This is a genomic window from Methylobacterium oryzisoli, assembly GCF_046557895.1.
Lineage (GTDB): Bacteria > Pseudomonadota > Alphaproteobacteria > Rhizobiales > Beijerinckiaceae > Methylobacterium > Methylobacterium oryzisoli.
The window spans coordinates 37,921-55,892 of record NZ_JBKIBX010000031.1 but is presented as its reverse complement, the minus strand read 5'-3'; the positions used below and the strand labels follow the sequence as shown (position 1 = coordinate 55,892).

The following is a 17,972-nucleotide window of genomic DNA, read 5'->3' as shown; positions in this document are numbered from 1 at the left end:
CGCCTCCCCTCCTCCGCCGAGACCGCCCTGCCGCCGAGCGCGGCGCGCGCCGCCGGGGCCAACCCGGCGATGTCGGCGCGCCCGTCGCGGCGGAGCTGTCCTGGGCAAGCCTGCTGAGCACCCAAAGTCGGATCGGGCCGCCGGACGCGGCCCGCGAGGCTCAGCGGCGCTTCTCCAGCGCTTCCTTGACCTGCTTGAGCTGATCGAACACTGCGCTCGGCGTCGTGCCGAGGAGCGCGAGGCCGCCCGTCACCGCCCAGTAGCAGCCGAGCAGGATCGCCGGCACGAGGATCCAGGCCAGGATTTCTTCGCCGACGATGCGGCGGCGGCGGCGCTGGCGGCGCTTCTCGCGCCCGGTGAGCTTGGGAGGCGGCGGCGCAACCGTCGAGGCCGGAGCGAGGGGACCCTCATTGAGGTCGCCGGTCATGACACACTCGTCGCTTGGACGACCGCCGGTCCGGCGCGAGCGCAGCCGTTGGCCTGTCCTGATATGGAACGTCCCGGCGAAGCGAATCGCCGGGACGGGGAGGATGGCAAGGCGGTCATACACGCGACGACCGCCGGGATGAAGGGGTCTCGCGTCAGGCCCGGACGAGCGGCACCTTCGGCACGGTGCGCACGCCACCCCCGCCGCCGGAGCCGCCGCCGTCCTTCGGCTTCTTGGGGGCCGCGCGGGGCCGCGGGCGCTTCTTGCGCGTCGCGTTGGTGACGTCCTTCTCGGGCTTGGGCGTCACCGGCCCGGCCGGGAACTCGAAGGCGAGGCTCGGCTTCTCGCCTTCGGGGTGCTTGACGATCACCCGCACCGCCCCGCCGTCCTTGAGCTTGCCAAAAAGCACCTCGTCGGCGAGCGGCGTCTTGATGGTCGACTGGATCAGCCGGGCCATCGGGCGGGCGCCCATGGTCTCGTCGTAGCCGTTCTCGACCAGCCAGTCGCGGGCCTGATCCGACAGCTCGATCGTCACGTTGCGGTCGGCGAGCTGCGCTTCGAGCTGGAGCACGAACTTGTCGACCACCTTCGAGACCACCTCCTTCGGCAGGTGGCTGAAGGACACGATCGCGTCGAGCCGGTTGCGGAATTCCGGTGCGAACAGGCGGTTGATCGCCTCGTGGTCGTCGCCGGTGCGCCGGTTCTGGGTGAAGCCGAACGCCGCCTTGGCGAGGTCGGCGGCGCCCGCGTTCGACGTCATGATGATGATCACGTTGCGGAAATCGACCTGCTTCCCGTTGTGGTCGGTCAGCTTCCCGTGATCCATCACCTGCAGCAGGATGTTGAACAGGTCCGGATGCGCCTTCTCGATCTCGTCGAGGAGGAGCACGCAATGCGGGTGCTGGTCGACGCCGTCCGTGAGCAGGCCGCCCTGGTCGAAGCCCACGTAGCCGGGCGGCGCGCCGATCAGGCGCGAGACCGTGTGGCGCTCCATGTACTCCGACATGTCGAAGCGCAGCATCTCGACGCCGAGCGAGGAGGCGAGCTGCTTGGCGACCTCGGTCTTGCCGACGCCGGTCGGGCCGGCGAACAGGTAGGAGCCGATCGGCTTGTCGGGGTCGCGCAGGCCGGCGCGGGCGAGCTTGATCGAGGCGGTCAGCGCCTCGATGGCGTTGTCCTGGCCGTAGACCACCCGCTTGAGGCTGTCGGTGAGGTTGGCCAGCACCACCGCGTCGTCCTTGGAGACGGTCTTGGGCGGGATGCGCGCCATCGTGGCGATGGTGGCCTCGACCTCCTTCACGCCGATGGTGCGCTTGCGCCGGCCCTCCGGCACCAGCATCTGCGAGGCGCCGGTCTCGTCGATCACGTCGATCGCCTTGTCCGGCAGCTTGCGGTCGTTGATGTAGCGCGCCGACAGCTCGACCGCCGCCTTCACGGCCTCGGTCGTGTACTTGAGCTTGTGGAATTCCTCGAAGTAGGGCCGCAATCCCTTCAGGATCTCGATCGCGTCCGGGATCGACGGCTCGTTGACGTCGATCTTCTGGAAGCGGCGCACCAGCGCCCGGTCCTTCTCGAAGTACTGGCGGTACTCCTTGTAGGTGGTGGAGCCGATGCAGCGCAGCGTGCCGGAGGCGAGCGCGGGCTTGAGCAGGTTCGAGGCATCCATCGCGCCGCCCGAGGTCGCACCGGCGCCGATCACCGTGTGGATCTCGTCGATGAACATGATGGCGTTCGGGTGCGCCTCGATCTCCTTCATAACCTGCTTGAGGCGCTCCTCGAAGTCGCCCCGGTAGCGGGTGCCCGCCAGCAGCGTGCCCATGTCGAGGGAGAAGACGGTCGCGTCGGCCAGAACCTCCGGCACCTCGTGCTGGATGATCTTGCGCGCCAGCCCCTCGGCGATCGCGGTCTTGCCCACGCCCGGATCGCCCACGAGGAGCGGGTTGTTCTTCTGGCGGCGGCAGAGCACCTGGATGGTGCGCTGCACCTCGGACTCGCGCCCGATCAGCGGATCGATCTTGCCCTCGCGCGCCTTCTTGTTGAGGTTCACGCAATAGGCGTCGAGCGCGTCGCCCTTCTTCTTGGGGCCGCGATCCTCCTCGGTGCCGGTGGGCCGCTCGGTGGAGCCCTCGTCCTCGGCCCCGCGCACGGGCTTGGCCTCGGACAGGCCCGGCCGCTTGGCGATGCCGTGGCTGATGTAGTTGACCGCGTCGTAGCGCGTCATGTCCTGCTCTTGCAGGAAGTAGGCGGCGTGGCTCTCGCGCTCGGCGAAGATCGCCACCAGCACGTTGGCGCCCGTCACCTCCTCGCGCCCGGAGGATTGCACGTGGATCACCGCGCGCTGGATCACCCGCTGGAAGCCGGCCGTGGGCTTGGCGTCCTGGCGGCCGTCGCCGGTGAGGTTGGCGAGTTCGGTGTCGATGTACTCGACGAGGTTGCGCTTCAGGACGTCGACATCGACGCTGCAGGCCCGCATGACCGCGGCCGCATCCTGGTCGTCGACCAGGGCCAGGAGGAGGTGTTCGAGCGTGGCGTATTCGTGGCGGCGCTCGCCAGCGAGCGCCAGGGCGCGGTGGAGTGCTTGTTCAAGGCTGCGTGAGAAGCTGGGCAAAGCGGGCCTCTGAGCTGGTGCCTATTTTTTTTCCATGACGCATTGGAGAGGATGTTGGTGTTTGCGGGCAAAGTCCATCACCTGCGTCACCTTGGTCTCCGCCACCTCGTACGTGAAGACGCCGCATTCGCCGACGCCGTTCTGATGCACGTGCAGCATGATCCGCGTCGCGTCCTCGCGCGACTTGTTGAAGAACCGCTCCACGACGTGCACGACGAATTCCATCGGCGTGTAGTCGTCGTTGAGGAGCAGGACGCGATAGAGGTTGGGCCGTTTGGTGCGCGGCTTGGTGCGCGTGATGACGGCGGTGCCTGAGCGCCCGTCGCCGTTGCCGGGGGCGCGGGGGGTAGCGGCCGCGACGGGCGTCGCGGAAGACCTGTCCTGAATCCGGACCTGAGCCATTCGAACGTATCGACCTCAACCCTCGCCGACGCTGCGCCCGTCCGCGGGCGCCTGCGCTGCGGACCGCCAACGTAGCACGTCACGTGCCGGATCCGAGGTTCAATCTATAGGCCGAGTCCGCCCCGCGCCAGTCGCCTGCGCGCTCTTGTCATGCGCGCGGGGCAGGGCGGCGCCCCAACGCGAAACGGCGGCGCGGACGACCTCTCGCCCGCACCGCCGCTCAAACGGGTTCGGGCGGTCCCGCGCGGGACCGCCGCCGGCCTTACGCCGCGTTCTGCACCTTGGCGGTGAACGCCTCGTAGGGCTTCAGCATCTCCTTGGCGAGGCTGCCGTACAGCTCGGCCATCTTGTTCGACTGGGCGAGCAGGCGCTCGTAGGAGGTCTTGAGGTACTCGGTCTGGATCTCGAGCGCCTTGTCGAGCGAGCGCACGCCCGCGAGCTTCTCCAGCGTGGCGGAGGCCTGCTCGAAGGACTGCTTGGCGAAATCGGTCGTCTCGACGGCGATCGCCTGGCTGCTCTTCGACAGGGTGCCGAAGCTGCGCAGCATGGTGTCCATGCTCTCCTTGCCGAACTTCTGAGCGGTCTCGAACTGCTGGTTCATGTCATTGCACGACGCCCATGGCGCCGCCCCTCATCGCGCGTCTCTTCCCAAAGATCGTGGAGCGCCCGCGCATCGCAGCTCCCTGCCGCCCCATATGTGCGATGCACAAAGATGCGTCAAGGGAATCTTGTGCAGCGCACAATCCCGTGACGCGCATCCATTAACCCGGGCGTAACCGCACCGACCTAGCCTGATTGACAGTGATGCCGTCGCGTCGGAGCCGTCCGCTCCGGCCTGCGGTGCGCCTCGGAGCCGGTCACCGTCCCCGCGTCGGCCGCTCCCGGCGGTTTGGCGTAGGAAGGTTCGTGATGCGTTGCGTTCGCGGCACCTCGGGTCGTGCTGTTCCGGCCTTGATCGCGGCCGCGGCTGTGTTCACCGCCCTGACGAGTCCGGCCGATGCCCGGCGTCGGAGCCACCATGGCGGCGGGGGCGGCTACAACCCTCCCTACGCGGCCATGGTGGTCGACGTGAAGAGCGGGCGCGTCCTCCACGCGGTGAACGAGGACGCGCTGCGCCACCCCGCTTCCATCACCAAGGTGATGACGCTCTACCTGCTGTTCGAGCAGATCGAGAAGGGCCGAATGTCCCTCGACACGCCGCTCGAGATCTCGGCGAATGCCGCCCGGCAGCCGCCCTCGAAGCTCGGCCTGCGTCCCGGCTCGACGATCACCGCCGAGGAGGCCATCAAGGCGCTCGTCACCAAGTCGGCCAACGACGTCGCCTGCGCGATCGGCGAGAACATAGCCGGCTCTGAGGGCGCCTTCGCCGAGATGATGACCCGCAAGGCCCAAGCGCTCGGCATGTCGCGCACGCACTACGCCAACGCCTCCGGCCTGCCCGATTCCGACCAGATCACCACGGCGCGCGACCTGACGCTCCTGGCGCGGGCGATCCAGGACCGCTTCCCGCGCTACTACCGCTACTTCCAGACCCGCTCCTTCGCGTTCCGCGGCCGGGTGATCGGCAACCACAACCGCCTGCTCGGGCGCGTCGAGGGCGTCGACGGCATCAAGACCGGCTACACGCGGGATTCCGGCTTCAACCTGATGACCTCGGCCCGCCTGGAGGATCGGCACATCGTGGCGATCGTGCTCGGCGGCAAGTCGGGGGCGAGCCGCGACGCGATCATGCAGCGGCTCGTCCAGGCGAACCTGCCCCGGGCCTATGCGGGTGCGCGCAGCACGCCGCCGGTGGTCGAGGTGGCCGAGCGGGCCCGCCCGGCCGTGGTGGCCGAAAAGCCGGTGGCGACCCGCACGATGGTGGCCTCGGCGGACGACGACGCCATCGAGACCACCGCCTCCACCGGCCGGGGCGGCCAGCCCCTCGACATCTCGCCCATGCGCCAGACGACGACGCCGGCCGGCACCAAGTGGCGCACCGGCACCGGCGGCGCGGTGCCGGGCAACGCCCAGGCCTACGCGCCCTCCCCCGAGAACGGCTTCCCGGCCCCGCCGCCGGGCGCCAAGTACGCCGCCCGCCTGCCCTCGGTGGAGCCCGGCGAGGCCCGCGCCCCGGCGCCGCGCTCCGAGACCCCGGCCCCCGCCCAGAAGCCCGTCACGGTGACGCCCTGGGTGATCCAGCTCGGCGCCATGGACGACGAGGGCAAGGCCAAGTCGATGCTGAGCGAGGCCCGCCAGCGCAGCGGCGGCGCGCTCGCCAAGGCGGCGCCCTTCACCGAGCGCGTCTCGCACGGCGGCACCACCCTGTTCCGCGCCCGCTTCTCCGGCTTCTCGGAGGCCGAGGCGGCGCAGGACGCCTGCCGGGCGCTCAAGCGCAGCGGCTTCACCTGCTTCGCCACCCGGAGCTGAGCGCCGCGGGCCAAGCGAGGTTTCTGGCGAGGTTTCTGGCGAGGATCCCCGGACGTCCGGCCCGAAGGGCTGCGATCCAATTTCGAACCCGGCGGGCGGTCCGTCCGCCCGTCCCTATCCGCGGCGCGTCTCGCCGCGGCCCCGTCGACACGCGCGTGGAGTATCAGCGATGTCGGTTGAGAAGCCGGTCCTTGGCCGCGTTGACGCGCGCCGCGAGATAAACCGATCCCCCCTGGTCCGGGTGCAGCCGTTTCATGAGGGCACGGTGCGCGCGTCGCACGTCCTCCACGGCCGCCCCGCGCTCAAGCCCCAGGATCTGATAAGCCTCCTCCTCCGTCATCGCCCCTGGCTGAAGCGGACCGCCCGGCCGCGGGTCGGCATCGCGCTCAGCGTCTACACGCCAGCCGGCAAACCGGCGGTCCAGATACGCCTCTAGGAGTTGCGCTCCCTCCGGGTCGCCGCCGCGGCAGGTCCGCAGCAGCTCGGTCAGGGCGTCGAGGGGCAGCGCGTCGAGCGCCTGCCCCGCCTGCGCGCCCGCCAGCACCGTGCCGCGCATCGCGCCGGTCTCGTGGTCGAGTTCCATCTCGATCGTCGCGGAGCGCACCCGCGAGACGCCGCCCGGCGAACGCGCGGCTCGACCCCCGCCGAGTCCGAACGGCAGGGGCGGCATCTGGCGCCAGCCGAGCAGCCACGCCCCGGCGAGCCCCACCGCGGTCGCCATATCGAAGCGCCCGCGCAGGAAGAGCACGGCCGCCACCGCGAGGGCGGCCCCGCCGCCGACCCGCCGCAGGGTCTTGGCGAGGAAGGCCGGGTTGGCATGCGCGGCATTGCGCCCGAGCCACCACAGCCCGAGGAGGCACAGGACGCCGAGACCGAGGGCAATCATCGCGAGGGGGTCGTCACCGGCCGGAGGTCATCGCGCCGAGGAGCCGGCGCGCCTCCGTGTCTTCTCGCGCGGCGAGGCGCAGCCCGTCGAGTCCCCGCGACGCATAGACCGCCGCGGCCCGCAGCAGCCCGGCGAGCGTGCCGGGCGCGCCCGCGTCGAAGCGCGCGTAGGCGCCGCCCGACAGCCGGGCGATCTCGGTGAAGCCGGACGCGGCCTGACCGTCGTGGCCCTCGTGGAAGCAGAAGGCCGGCAGGCCGAGGAGGCCGAGTTCCCCCGCCACCGCGCAGAGCCCGTCGAGATCCTCCTCGACCGCGTCGCCGACGAGGATCAGTGCCTTGACCGGGCCCTTGCCGGCCTCGTTGCGGGCGTGGCGCAGCACGCGGCCGATCTGCGTCTGTCCGCCGCGGCAGGTGATGCCGGCCATCAGGCCGGTGAGCGCCCGCGGATCGCCGACGAAGCGCGAGGCGCGGCACTCGCCGAAGCCGCGGAAATAGACGAGCTGCACGGCGAGGCCGCCGAGCCGCGCCGTCGCCTCGAACATGCCCGCCTGGACGCTGCAGGCGAGGTCCCAGGTCGGCTGCCGGCTCATCGTCGCGTCGAGGGCGAAGATCAACCGCGGCGCCGTGCCGGAGGCCGCCGGCGCGACGCGGCGCGCCTCGTCGAGGAAGGCCGCGACCGCGTTCGGCGAGGTGGGAGGGCCGGCGCGGTCGCTCATGGTCTGCCTCGTCAGTGTCGCCGGATGCTGGTCAGGCCGAGCGCGTGGACGGAGAAGAGCCGGTCCGGATCGGTCCAGACCGCCCTGCCCTCCCAGCCGGCCGAGCGGGCGAGCGCCCGGAAGCTCTCGGCCGTGTACTTGTAGCTGTTCTCGGTGTGGATCGTTTCGCCGGCCGCGAAGGCGATGGGCACGCCCGCCACCGTGACGGTCTGGGCGCGGCGGCTCACGAGATGCATCTCGATCCGCGAGCGGCCGGGCTCGAAGAAGGCCCGGTGCGCGAAGGCGTCGAGGTCGAAATCGGCCCCGATCTCCCGGTTGATGCGCGTGAGCAGGTTCAGGTTGAAGGCCGCCGTGACGCCGGCCGCGTCGTCGTAGGCAGCGTCGAGCACCGCCTTGTCCTTGACGAGGTCGACCCCGACGATCAGCCGCGCTCCCGCCCCGAGGGTCGCTGCGAACTGGCGCAGCAGTCCGGCCGCGACGTCAGGCTCGAAATTGCCGATGGTCGAGCCCGGGAAGAACCCGGCCCGCGGCACGCCAGCGAGATCCGCCGGCAGCGCGAAAGGCTGCGTGAAGTCCGCGGCCACCGGCTCGACGCGCAGGCGCGGGAAGTCGGCCGCGAGGTCGCGCGCCTCGCTGCGCAGGAATTCCTCCGACACGTCCACCGGCACGTAGGCGGCCAAGTCGCGCAGGTGCGGCAGCAGGCGCCGCACCTTCTGGGTCGAGCCGCTGCCGAACTCGACCAGCGCGGAGCCGGGCGCCACCTCGGCGGCGATCGCGGCGCCGTCGCGTTCGAGGATGCCGAACTCCGTGCGGGTCGGGTAGTATTCCGGCAGCTGGGTGATCGCCTCGAACAGGGCGGAGCCCTGCCGGTCGTAAAAGTACTTCGCCGCGAGGTGCTTGCGCGGGGCGCGCAGGCCCGCGAGGACGTCCTCGGCGAAGGCGCGGCTCTGCGGATCGGCCGGCGGGGCCGCCGGCGACAGGTGGGGAAGCGGAACGGTCACGGCGCACTCCGGGGAACGGCGCGAGGCGGGCGAACCCCCTCTCAGGCTCGGCCTTGAGATAGTCTGAGGCCGGTGAACTGCCAGCGCTGATGCGGGTAGAAGAAGTTGCGGTAGGTGGCCCGGCTGTGGCCCCGCGGCGTCGCCACGGAGGAGCCGCGCAGCACGAACTGGCTCACCATGAACTTGCCGTTGTACTCGCCGAGCGCCCCCGGCACCGGCCGGTAGCCCGGATAGGCGCTGTAGGCGCTGCGGGTCCATTGCCAGACATGACCGAAGGCGCCGTCGAGACCGGCATTCGCGGCGACCTCCCACTCGGCCTCGGTGGGCAACTCGCGCCCGGCCCAGCGCGCGAAGGCGTCGGCCTCGTAGTAGCTCACATGCGTGACCGGCAGCGCCGGATCCACGGTCCTGAGCCCGGCGAGCGTCATGCTCGCCCAGACGCCGTCCTCCGTCCGGCGCCAGTAGCCCGGCGCCTCCCAGCCCTCGGTCTGGGCCGCGACGAACCCGTCCGAGAGCCAGAGTTCCGCCCGCGCGTAGCCGCGATCCTGCATGAAATCGAGCCACTCGCCGTTGGTCACGAGGGCGCGGTCGAGGCCGGCCGGCTGCAGCAGCACGGCGTGGCGGGGTGATTCGTTGTCGAAGCTGAAGCCGCCGCCCGCGTGCCCAATCTCGGCGATGCCGCCGTCGAGGGGCAGCGCGCCCTCGGCCGGGGCCGGGGCCGGGAAGCGCCACGCCGGGTCGTAGGCCGGCGCCAGCGGGTTCTGCGCGAAGGCGTGCAGGATGTCGGTCAGCAGCAGTTCCTGGTGCTGCTGCTCGTGGTGGAGGCCGATCTCGACGATGCCGATCACCTCGGCGAGCGCCGCCTCGGGGGCCTCCCCGATGAGCGCAGCGACGGCGCGGTCGACATGGGCGCGGTAGGCCGCGACCTCCGCGCAGGTCGGCCGCGTGACGAGACCGCGGCTGATGCGTGGCGCCCGCGGACCCGCCGCCACGTAGTAGGAATTGAACAGGTAGAAGAACCGCTCGTCGAAGATCCGGTAGCCCGGCACGTGCGGCCGCAGCAGGAACTGCTCGAAGAACCACGTCGTGTGCGCCCGGTGCCACTTGGTGGGGCTCGCATCGGGCATCGATTGGATCTGCTGGTCCTCCGGCGAGAGCGGCGCGGCGCGGCGCTCGGTCTCGTCCCGGACCTCCCGGAAGGCTGCGATCCAGGCCGCCCGGTCGATCGGCCGGGCGGCGACGTCCGGCGGCGGAAAGGCCGGGCGTGCCTCGCCGGCCTGCGCGGTCGCTGCCATGTCGGTGTCCCTTGCACATAGGTTATTTGTGCAGCGTCAACGCTGCGCCGTGGGAATCGTTTCTCCGCTGCGGCCACGCTGCACAGGCGTTCGGCTCCGCGGCGGCCGGGTGCGCGGAACGGCATGCCGGCCACGCTCGTTGGGTTTCGCTGCACGCCCCGTGAGGGTTACGGGGACGGGCGGCCTTTTTCCCGCCCCAGTGACCAAGCCTTAAGGATCACACCGGAGATTCCGGCCCAGGTCCCTCCAGACGCGCTCCGTTCCGACGGGTTTCCAAGCATGCGGTTCGATCTCCTGGCCGGCACCATCTCGCTGCCCCTCGCCTCCGTGCCGCACGCGCCGGTGGTGCTGGTGTTCGATTCCGGCCTCGGCGGCCTGACCGTGCTGGCCGAGGTGCAGCGGGCGCGGCCCGATGCGCGGGTGGTCTATGCGGCCGACGACGCGGCCTTCCCGTACGGCGACCTCACCGAGACGGCCCTGGTGGAGCGGGTGATCGCCGTGATGGACCGGCTCATCACGCGCCATGCCCCGGACCTCGTGGTGATCGCCTGCAACACCGCCTCGACGCTGGTGCTGCCGGCCCTTCGGCGCCAGTTCGCGATCCCCTTTGTCGGCACGGTGCCGCCGATCAAGCCGGCCGCGGCGGCGACCCGCTCGGGCCTCGTCAGCGTGTTGGCGACGCCGGGCACGGTGCGGCGCGACTACACGCGCGACCTGATCGAGACCTATGCGGGTGCTTGCGCGGTGACGCTGGTGGGCGCCACGCGGCTCGCCGGCTTCGCGGAGGCGGAACTCGCCGGCGCACCCGTGAAGGATGCCGATCTCGCCGCCGAGATCGCCCCCTGCTTCGTGCGCGCGGGCGAGGCCCGCACCGACGTGGTGGTGCTCGCCTGCACGCATTACCCGCTGCTGCTGCGCCGCTTCGAGCGTCTCGCCCCCTGGCCCGTCACCTGGATCGACCCGGCCCCCGCCATCGCGCGGCGGATGGCCCAGCTTCTGGGGCCGGCCATTCCGGAGGTGGGCGGGGCGCCGGCCGTCGCGGCCTTTACGGGCGGCGACCGGATCACCCCGGCGCTCCGGGGTGCACTCGCCGCCCGGGGGCTCGACGCCGTGACGGTCGAGGCCATGCCGCTCCGCCGCCAGTGAGCGGGACGCGGCGCCCGCTCGTGCTCGCTTTCCTTCTCGTCCCGCTCGTCGTCTACGCCGTGGTGGTAGGCGTCTTCTGGGTCCTCCAGCGCGACCTGCTCTATCCGGGTGCCGGCGCGGCCCGGGCGGCCCTGCGCTTCGCGGCGCCGCCCAGCACCGAGGCGATCCGCATCCCCACCGCCGACGGCGAGACCCTGCACGCCCTGTGGCGTCCACCCGCGCCCGGCTGCGGCGTGGTGGTGACGTTCCACGGCAATGCCTCGGTGCCGGAGAGCCACGCGGCTCGCTTCGTCCGCGCGCCCTGGCAGGGCTGGGGCGTGCTGGCGGTGGCCTATCGCGGCTATGCCGGGTCGACCGGGCGGCCGAGCGAGGCGGGGCTCCTGGCGGACGGGCGCGCGGCGCTGGCGGCGGCGCAGGCACGGGCGCCCGGGGCGCCGCTACTGCTCCACGGCCACTCGCTCGGGGCCGCCCTGGCGGTGGCGATGGCCGCCGCGCATCCGCATCTCGGCCTCTACCTCGAAGCGCCGTTCGACTCGATGATCGCGATGGCGCGGCTGCACTTCCCCTATCTCCCGGCCGCGCTGCTGCGCGACACCTACCGCTCGGACCGGCTGATCGGTGCCGTCGCCGGACCGATCCTGATCGTGCACGGCGATGCGGACCCGGTGATCCCGACGAAGTTCGGCTGGCGGCTCGCCCAGGCGGCGCCGGCGGGCACGCGGTTCAGGGTGGTCCCGGGCGACCACGTCTCGCTGCTCGGCAAGCAGGACCGCGAGGCGGAGGCGCTGTTTCGCGCCCGCATCCCGGCGCCCGGCTGCGTCGCCGGCTGAAGCCCAACCCTACCGGAACGGCGGCTCGTCGAAGCTGCGCAGCTTGCGGGAATGGAGCTGGCTGCGGTCGCGGCGCAGGGCATCGAGGGTGGCGAGGCCGATCAGCAGGTGCTCGCCCACCGCCCGCTCGTAGAAGGCGTTCGCGGCGCCCGGGAGCTTGATCTCGCCGTGGAGAGGCTTGTCGGAGATGCAGAGCAGCGTGCCGTAGGGCACCCGCAGCCGGTAGCCCTGCGCCGCGATGGTGCCGCTCTCCATGTCGACGCCGATCGCCCGCGACAGGTTGATCCGCCGCCGCTCCTGCGACCAGCGCAGTTCCCAGTTCCGGTCGTCGTAGGTGACCACGGTGCCGGTGCGCAGGCGGCGCTTGAGCGCCTCGGCGCGCTCCCCCGTGACTGCGGCGGCGGCCTCCTGCAGCGCGACCTGAACCTCGGCCAGCGCCGGGATCGGCACGTCCGGCGGCACGAGTTCGTCGAGGATGCGGTCGCGGCGCAGATAGGCGTGGGCGAGCACGTAGTCGCCGATGGTCTGCGACTGGCGCAGGCCCCCGCAATGCCCGACCATCAGCCAGCAATGCGGGCGCATCACCGCGAGGTGGTCGGTGATGGTCTTGGCGTTCGACGGCCCGACGCCGATGTTGACGAGGCTCGTGCCCTGCCCGTCGCGGGCGACGAGGTGGTAGGCGGGCATCTGGAAGCGGTGCCAGGGCGAGGCGGCGATGACCGCATCGGCATCCGCCTCGGCGGCCTCACCCGCCGCCACCGCGAGCCCGCCGGGCAGGACCAGCCGGTCGTAGCGCTCGGGCGCCTCCGCCAGGGTGCGCAGGCCGACCCGCACGAACTGGTCGACGTAGCGGTGGTAGTTCGTGAGCAGGATCCAGGGCTGGAGGTGGCGCCAGTCGGAGCCGGTGTAGTGCACGAGGCGCCGCAGCGAGTAGTCGACCCGCGGTCCGTCGAACAGCGAGAGCGGCCGGGGCTTGTCGCCCTTGTCGAGCCAGAGCCCGTCCGCCACCTCATCGCCGACGCTGGAGAGCATCGGCGTCGGGAAGAAGCGGGCGAGGTCGCTCGACGTCTGGCCACCGCGGGCGAGTTCGGCCCCCGGCTCGACGACGTACGGATAGGGGATCTCCTGCGCGCTCAGGCCCACCTCGATCGTGGCGCCGTAATCGGCCACCAGGGGACGGAGCTGTTCGAGCAGGTAGGCGCGGAAATGCGCGGGCTGCGTCACCGTGGTGGCGTAGAGGCCCGGACCCTGGAACTTGGCGGTGGCGCGCTTGATGCGCGGCGTCGGCCCGGTGGGCCGGTAGGTGAGGCGCAGCTCCGGGTAGCGGAAGCTCAGGCGCTCGGCGTGGTCCGGCGGCACGCCGTCGGACAGGAAGCGGGCGAGCGCCGCCTTGAGGGATTCGGTGGCCCCGGCATGCAGGGCCGCGAGACGGTCGACCGCCGTCTCCGGATCCGCCACCGTCTCCATCGGTCTCAGTTCGTCGGCGATCACGATCGAGGGCTCCCTGGACGGACAGGCCCTCACCCGTGCCGCGCGGCGGCCCTCAAGGCAAGCCCGCACGTCCAGCCCGAAGGGCGCGACCGCTCGCCGCCAGCACGAAAGCCCCGGCGAGGCGAACCTCCCGGGAGCCGGTCGTCCGATCGCGTGGTCCGATGCGTCAGCGCGGCGCCAGGATCATGATCATCTGGCGGCCTTCGAGTTGCGGCTCGCTCTCGACCTTCGCGACTTCCTGGGTCTCGGCCTTGACGCGTTCGAGCAGGCGAAGCCCGAGATCCTGGTGCGCCATCTCGCGGCCGCGGAACCGCAGCGTCACCTTGACCTTGTCGCCCTCTTCGAAGAACCGTTGCACGGCCTTCATCTTCACGTCGTAGTCGTGCTTGTCGATGCCAGGACGGAGCTTGATCTCCTTGACCTCGACGGTCTTCTGGCGTTTGCGCGCCTCGGCCTGCTTCTTCTGCTCGTTGAAGCGGTAACGGCCGTAGTCGAGGAGCTTGCACACCGGCGGCGAGGAATTCGGCGCGATCTCGACGAGATCGAGTCCGACCTCTTCGGCGAGCTGCAGCGCCTCGAAGAAGCCCATCACGCCGCGGTTCTGTCCGGCATCGTCGATGAGCTGCACTTCGCGTACGCCGCGAATGTCCCGGTTGGCGCGCGGCCCGTCCTTCTGCGGGGCCGGCATGGCTCTCATAGGTCTGCGAATGGCTCTGGTCTCCTCAATGGGTGTCGCCCGGTTGCCGGCCACGAACCCCTTGACCTCAGGGAGGTCCGGGCCGCTGCGCGGTCAAACTCGGGTGAACTGCGACACCTTGGCCAAACCGCACGCGATGTCAACTCGCCGATGCGGATCTTGGTTGCGCCAGGGTGAGCGGCACACGAGATCTTGTGCCGCCGCCCGACCGGCGGTTCAGGACGTCGCGCCGGCCGGCGGGGCGGCCAGGAGCGCGGTGTAGACTTCGAGAGTATCGGCGGTCATGCGCTCGAGCGAAAAATTCCGCTCGACGTGCTGGCGCGCCCGCCGGGCCAGCGCGTCGCGGGCGCTGGCGCCGAGCTGGAGCGCTTCGGCGATCGCCTCGGCCAGCACGGCCGCCTCCCCGGCCGGCACGCGCCAGCCGGTGCGCTCGGTGCGCGGCACGTCGGGCGGGGCCAGCACGGTCTCGCGCACGGCGCCGAGATCCGAGACGACCACGGGCGTGCCGATTGCCTGCGCCTCCACGGCCGACCGCCCGAAGGCCTCCGGTTCCGTGGAGGGCACCGCCACCACCGAGGCCGCCCGGAAGGCCGCCGGCATGTCGGTGCAGTGCCCGACCCGGCGCACGATGCCCGAGAGGTTGTGCGTGGCCACCAGCGCGTCGAGTTCGCGGACATAGGCGGTGCGCCCCTGCGCATCGCCCGCCAGCACCACCGCGACATCGCGCAGGCCCTGGTCGCGCAGGGCGGACGCCGCCTCGATCAGCACGCGCTGGCCCTTCCAGCCCGTGAGCCGGGCGGCGAGCAGCACCACGCGCTCGTGCGGTGCGACACCCCAGGCGCGCCGCAGCGCCTCGACCCGTCCCGGCTCCACCTGCGCGGCCGAGAAGGCGGTAAGATCGGTGCCGCGATAGATCACCCGCAGCCGGGCGTCCGTGGCCTGCGGGTGCTCGGCCCGGATCAGATCCGCGGTGTAGTGCGAGTTGGCGATCACCGCATCGCCCCGCGCCATCACCGAATTGTAGAGATGCTTGACCGGCGTGCGGGCCGAGTAGCTGCCGTGATAGGTGGTGACGAAGGGCAGGCCCAGCCGCCTGCGCGCCCCGAGCGCCACCCAGGCCGGCGCCCGCGAGCGGGCGTGGACGAGGTCGACGCCCTCGGCCCGGCAGATCCGGGCGAGGCGCCCGACGTTGAGCGCCATCGCGAAGGGGTTCTTGGTGCGGGCCGGGAACGGCACCCAGATGCCGCCCTTGGCCTGCAATTCGCCCACCAGCCGTCCGCCCTCCGTAGCCACGAGGGCGCGGGCGCCCACCGCCGCCAGCGCCGCCGCCACGTCGACAGTCGTGCGCTCCGCCCCGCCCGCATCCAGCTCGGGGATGATCTGCAGGATCGTCGCCCCGGCCAGGGGATGGCCGGCGGAGACCGGGAAGGAGGTGGCCTGGCTCGACGGCATGGGGCTCCGGGGTCTCGGACGGAGGATGGCCTCGGGAGCCGGACCGCGCCAGGCGGACGTTGTCCCGAACTGCAATCCTTGGTTTAGACGATCGCTGAGGTCGAGCATGCCCGGACATTCGCCCGATCGCATTTCCGAGGTGTAAACGCTTCCTGCGCCCATCCGGAGACGCCGCAGCCCCAGGACCGCTATGCCCGTTATGCCCGCTATGCAGCCCCCCGCCACCCTGATGCCGGTCGGCCCCGGGCCGGATGCCCGCCGCGTCGCCACCCTGGTGCGGTCCGGCGAGGGACCGCCGGTGGTCTGGCTCGGGGGCTTCCGCTCCGACATGCGCGCCACCAAGGCCGAGGCGCTCGATGCCTGGGCGGCGGCGCGCAACCGTGCCTTCGTGCGCTTCGACTACGGCGGCCACGGGGAATCGGACGGGGATTTCGCCGACTTCACGATCTCCGACTGGCTCGCGGATGCGCAAGCCGTGATCGGCCGCCACGCGGCGGAGCGCCCGATCCTCGTCGGCTCCTCGATGGGCGGCTGGGTGGCGCTGCTCGCGGCGCGGCAGGTCCGCCCGGCCGGGCTCGTGCTGATCGCGCCCGCCACCGACTTCACCGAGGCGCTGATGTGGGAGCGCTTCCCGGACGATATCCGCCGCCAGGTGATGGAGGCCGGAGTCTGGCACCGGGATTCGGCCTATTCGCCCGAGCCGACCGCGGTGACCCGGGCGCTGATCGAGGACGGGCGGCACCACCTCCTGCTCGGCGGGCCGATCGATCCGGGCTGCCCGGTGCACATCCTGCAGGGGATGGCCGATCCGGACGTGCCCTGGTCCCACGCGATGGCGCTGGTGGAGCGGCTGCCGGAGCGCGACGTGGTCGTCACGCTGATCAAGGACGGCGACCACCGCCTGTCGGACCCGGCGAGCCTCGCGCGGCTGATCGCGGCCGTGGAGGGGATCGCCTGAGGCGGCGTCTCCCCTCCTCCGACCGCGACCGAGCGGCCTCAGTGCAGGCTGACTGCCTGGAGGTCGTGCGCCCAGGCGTTGGCGATGGCCGCGTCAAGGCTGTCGGTGAGCAGGATCGGGGCGCCGCTCGCCGAGAGGAGCGCGAACAGGTGAAGGCCGGGGGTGAGGTCGGGCGCCTGCGGGAAGAGGCGCTTCACGTCCTCCGAGCGCATCGGCTTGACGTAGGCCACGTGGCCCTCGCCGAGGGCCGCGAGCGCGTCGGTGTCGAACGGGAGGTTGGTGTCGGTCATGGTGTCGCCCTCCTTCACGAGGCGGCAGAGCGGTCGATCGCGGGGGCGCCCCGTGGCGACGCCGGACGATCGGGGACAGGGGTGATATGGGGATCCTCAGTCGGCGTCGCGCGACGCGATGTCGATCCGTCGCACGATGCGCTCCGGCTCCGGCCGGGCGAGGTCGATCGAGAGCAGCCCGCTCGACAGGTCGGCGCCCAGCACCTCCATGCCGTCCGCGAGCAGGAAGGCGCGCTGGAACTGCCGCGCGGCGATGCCACGATGCAGGTAGGTGCGGCTCTTGTCGTCGGTCTGGCGACCACGGACGATGAGCTGGCTCTCCTCCAGCGTCACGTCGAGCTGGTCGCGGGTGAAGCCCGCCACCGCCAGCGTGATGCGCAGACGCTCCGGGTCCCGCTCTGTGCGGACGAGGCGCTCAATGTTGTAGGGGGGATAGCCGTCGTTCGCCGCCTTGGCGACGCGGTCGAGCGCCTGCTCGATCTCGTCGAAGCCCAGGAGGAACGGATGCCCGAAGGGCGAGGGACGCGACATGGAACGAACGAAGCCCTTCTGCGACGAGGCACTTCGGAGAACGGGCCCGCCGAGGCAGCGCCCGATGCGCCGGCGCGGTCCGCCGGCTTTCGTCGATATGGTCGTGCCTGCGCGGCCCATCAAGGGGCGTAGCTCTCGCACGGGGGTGCCGCGCCCCTAGCGGACCCGGCTCGTCTCGGTGCGCTGCTGCAGCCGGAGGAGCCGGCGGCTGATCCGCTCGCGCAGTTCCGCGGGCAGTTCGAGTTCGGTCACCCGCCAGGTCCAGCCGCGCAGGCGCAGGCGCAGGCGGAACCGGTTCTCCTCGGGAGCGTCCGGTGGGTAGCCGAAGATTACCGTGCGGAACCCCCGCATCTCGGCCGTGCCGGCGAGCGCCAGGAGCTGGGGCAGCGTGCGGCCGGTCAGGCCGCCCGTCCGGGCCGGTTCGGGCTCCGGCGGCTCACCCTCCGGGCGCTCGCCGTCGAGCCGTTTCGGCCAATTGCCGCGCAGCAGCTCGACCAGGGTCTCGGGCATCAGCAGCGCCGTCACCACCGGCTCGGTCAGCCCGGTCACCGCGTCGGTGAGCATCTGGCGCTCGCGGGGCGAGAGGTCCCGGCGCGCCGCCACGGCGTCGAGCCCCGCCGCGACGGCCTGCCGGGAGATCGACAGGCGCAGGGTGCGGAAGTTCACCCGGTCGGCGACCGCCCGTGCGTCGCCCGTCCGCACCGCCTCGCTCAGGCGGTAGAGCGCCACGTAAGGCGAGAGCGCGTAGCCGATCCACAGCAACAGGAGCGCGAAGAGGCCGCACCACCACCGCATGTCAGGAGAAGGTCCCGGGACGCCGCCCCGCGCCGGGAC

At 71.7% G+C, this 17,972-nt stretch carries 18 protein-coding genes; 4 read left to right on the top strand and 14 right to left on the bottom strand.

The genetic code is table 11. The features are described 5' to 3' along the window. Positions 1 to 160: 160 nt before the first annotated feature. From ACKUB9_RS24120 to ACKUB9_RS24105, 4 genes are all read right to left on the bottom strand, one after another. On the bottom strand, positions 161 to 427 hold the full coding sequence (locus ACKUB9_RS24120) for a hypothetical protein (RefSeq protein ID WP_407527668.1): 267 nt from the start codon (positions 425 to 427) through the stop codon (positions 161 to 163). Positions 428 to 581: 154 nt separating this feature from the next. Further along, the gene (gene clpA / locus ACKUB9_RS24115; RefSeq protein WP_407527671.1) at positions 582 to 3,035 is read right to left on the bottom strand and encodes an ATP-dependent Clp protease ATP-binding subunit ClpA; all 2,454 of its coding nucleotides are present in this window, start codon (positions 3,033 to 3,035) and stop codon (positions 582 to 584) included. 21 nt (positions 3,036 to 3,056) lie between these two features. After that, positions 3,057 to 3,437, bottom strand: coding sequence for an ATP-dependent Clp protease adapter ClpS (gene clpS, locus ACKUB9_RS24110; RefSeq protein ID WP_407527674.1), 381 nt, complete (start codon positions 3,435 to 3,437; stop codon positions 3,057 to 3,059). A 262-nt stretch (positions 3,438 to 3,699) separates the two neighbouring features. After that, positions 3,700 to 4,038 carry a phasin family protein gene (locus tag ACKUB9_RS24105; RefSeq protein ID WP_407527677.1) on the bottom strand — a complete coding sequence of 113 codons (339 nt, stop codon included), beginning with the start codon at positions 4,036 to 4,038 and terminating at the stop codon, positions 3,700 to 3,702. 308 nt (positions 4,039 to 4,346) lie between these two features. On the opposite strand from ACKUB9_RS24105, the gene ACKUB9_RS24100 reads away from it, so the two are divergent. Next, entirely contained in the window at positions 4,347 to 5,846 is a 1,500-nt protein-coding gene (locus ACKUB9_RS24100) for a serine hydrolase (RefSeq protein ID WP_407527680.1), read from the top strand. 163 nt (positions 5,847 to 6,009) lie between these two features. On the opposite strand, the gene ACKUB9_RS24095 is transcribed toward ACKUB9_RS24100, so the two are convergent. Genes ACKUB9_RS24095 through egtB form a run of 4 tightly spaced genes read right to left on the bottom strand, consistent with a single transcriptional unit; the run spans position 6,010 to position 9,743 of the window. Beyond that, positions 6,010 to 6,732: a J domain-containing protein gene (locus ACKUB9_RS24095; RefSeq protein WP_407527683.1), complete on the bottom strand. Its 723-nt coding sequence runs from the start codon at positions 6,730 to 6,732 to the stop codon at positions 6,010 to 6,012. 13 nt (positions 6,733 to 6,745) lie between these two features. Next, a complete protein-coding gene (locus ACKUB9_RS24090) occupies positions 6,746 to 7,447 on the bottom strand; it encodes a vWA domain-containing protein (RefSeq protein WP_407527685.1) in 702 nt (233 codons plus the stop codon). Positions 7,448 to 7,458: 11 nt separating this feature from the next. Further along, entirely contained in the window at positions 7,459 to 8,448 is a 990-nt protein-coding gene (gene egtD, locus ACKUB9_RS24085; protein WP_407527688.1) for an L-histidine N(alpha)-methyltransferase, read from the bottom strand. A gap of 41 nt (positions 8,449 to 8,489) precedes the next feature. After that, positions 8,490 to 9,743: an ergothioneine biosynthesis protein EgtB gene (gene egtB, locus ACKUB9_RS24080; RefSeq protein WP_407527691.1), complete on the bottom strand. Its 1,254-nt coding sequence runs from the start codon at positions 9,741 to 9,743 to the stop codon at positions 8,490 to 8,492. A gap of 279 nt (positions 9,744 to 10,022) precedes the next feature. On the opposite strand from egtB, the gene murI reads away from it, so the two are divergent. Together murI and ACKUB9_RS24070 are read left to right on the top strand one after the other, a co-directional pair. Further along, a complete protein-coding gene (murI, locus tag ACKUB9_RS24075; RefSeq protein ID WP_407527694.1) occupies positions 10,023 to 10,889 on the top strand; it encodes a glutamate racemase in 867 nt (288 codons plus the stop codon). A 20-nt stretch (positions 10,890 to 10,909) separates the two neighbouring features. Then, positions 10,910 to 11,719 carry an alpha/beta hydrolase gene (locus tag ACKUB9_RS24070; protein ID WP_407527698.1) on the top strand — a complete coding sequence of 270 codons (810 nt, stop codon included), beginning with the start codon at positions 10,910 to 10,912 and terminating at the stop codon, positions 11,717 to 11,719. A gap of 9 nt (positions 11,720 to 11,728) precedes the next feature. On the opposite strand, the gene ACKUB9_RS24065 is transcribed toward ACKUB9_RS24070, so the two are convergent. The 3 genes from ACKUB9_RS24065 to ACKUB9_RS24055 form a co-directional block, all read right to left on the bottom strand. Next, on the bottom strand, positions 11,729 to 13,210 hold the full coding sequence (locus ACKUB9_RS24065) for an AMP nucleosidase (protein WP_407527701.1): 1,482 nt from the start codon (positions 13,208 to 13,210) through the stop codon (positions 11,729 to 11,731). Positions 13,211 to 13,376: 166 nt separating this feature from the next. Continuing rightward, positions 13,377 to 13,898, bottom strand: coding sequence for a translation initiation factor IF-3 (gene infC, locus ACKUB9_RS24060; protein ID WP_238235796.1), 522 nt, complete (start codon positions 13,896 to 13,898; stop codon positions 13,377 to 13,379). 225 nt (positions 13,899 to 14,123) lie between these two features. Continuing rightward, on the bottom strand, positions 14,124 to 15,359 hold the full coding sequence (locus ACKUB9_RS24055; RefSeq protein ID WP_407527703.1) for a glycosyltransferase family 4 protein: 1,236 nt from the start codon (positions 15,357 to 15,359) through the stop codon (positions 14,124 to 14,126). Positions 15,360 to 15,558: 199 nt separating this feature from the next. Here ACKUB9_RS24055 and ACKUB9_RS24050 point away from each other — a divergent pair, with 199 nt between their 5' ends. Beyond that, the gene (locus tag ACKUB9_RS24050) at positions 15,559 to 16,317 is read left to right on the top strand and encodes an alpha/beta hydrolase (protein WP_407527827.1); all 759 of its coding nucleotides are present in this window, start codon (positions 15,559 to 15,561) and stop codon (positions 16,315 to 16,317) included. A 38-nt stretch (positions 16,318 to 16,355) separates the two neighbouring features. On the opposite strand, the gene ACKUB9_RS24045 is transcribed toward ACKUB9_RS24050, so the two are convergent. The 3 genes from ACKUB9_RS24045 to ACKUB9_RS24035 all read right to left on the bottom strand — a co-directional run bounded on the left by ACKUB9_RS24045 (position 16,356) and on the right by ACKUB9_RS24035 (position 17,933). Beyond that, positions 16,356 to 16,607: a BQ00720 family protein gene (locus ACKUB9_RS24045; protein WP_407527706.1), complete on the bottom strand. Its 252-nt coding sequence runs from the start codon at positions 16,605 to 16,607 to the stop codon at positions 16,356 to 16,358. A gap of 96 nt (positions 16,608 to 16,703) precedes the next feature. Further along, positions 16,704 to 17,138: an Hsp20 family protein gene (locus ACKUB9_RS24040; RefSeq protein WP_407527709.1), complete on the bottom strand. Its 435-nt coding sequence runs from the start codon at positions 17,136 to 17,138 to the stop codon at positions 16,704 to 16,706. A gap of 156 nt (positions 17,139 to 17,294) precedes the next feature. Further along, positions 17,295 to 17,933 (bottom strand): DUF2939 domain-containing protein, encoded by a 639-nt coding sequence (locus ACKUB9_RS24035; RefSeq protein WP_407527712.1) that lies wholly within the window; start codon positions 17,931 to 17,933, stop codon positions 17,295 to 17,297. Positions 17,934 to 17,972: the final 39 nt, after the last annotated feature.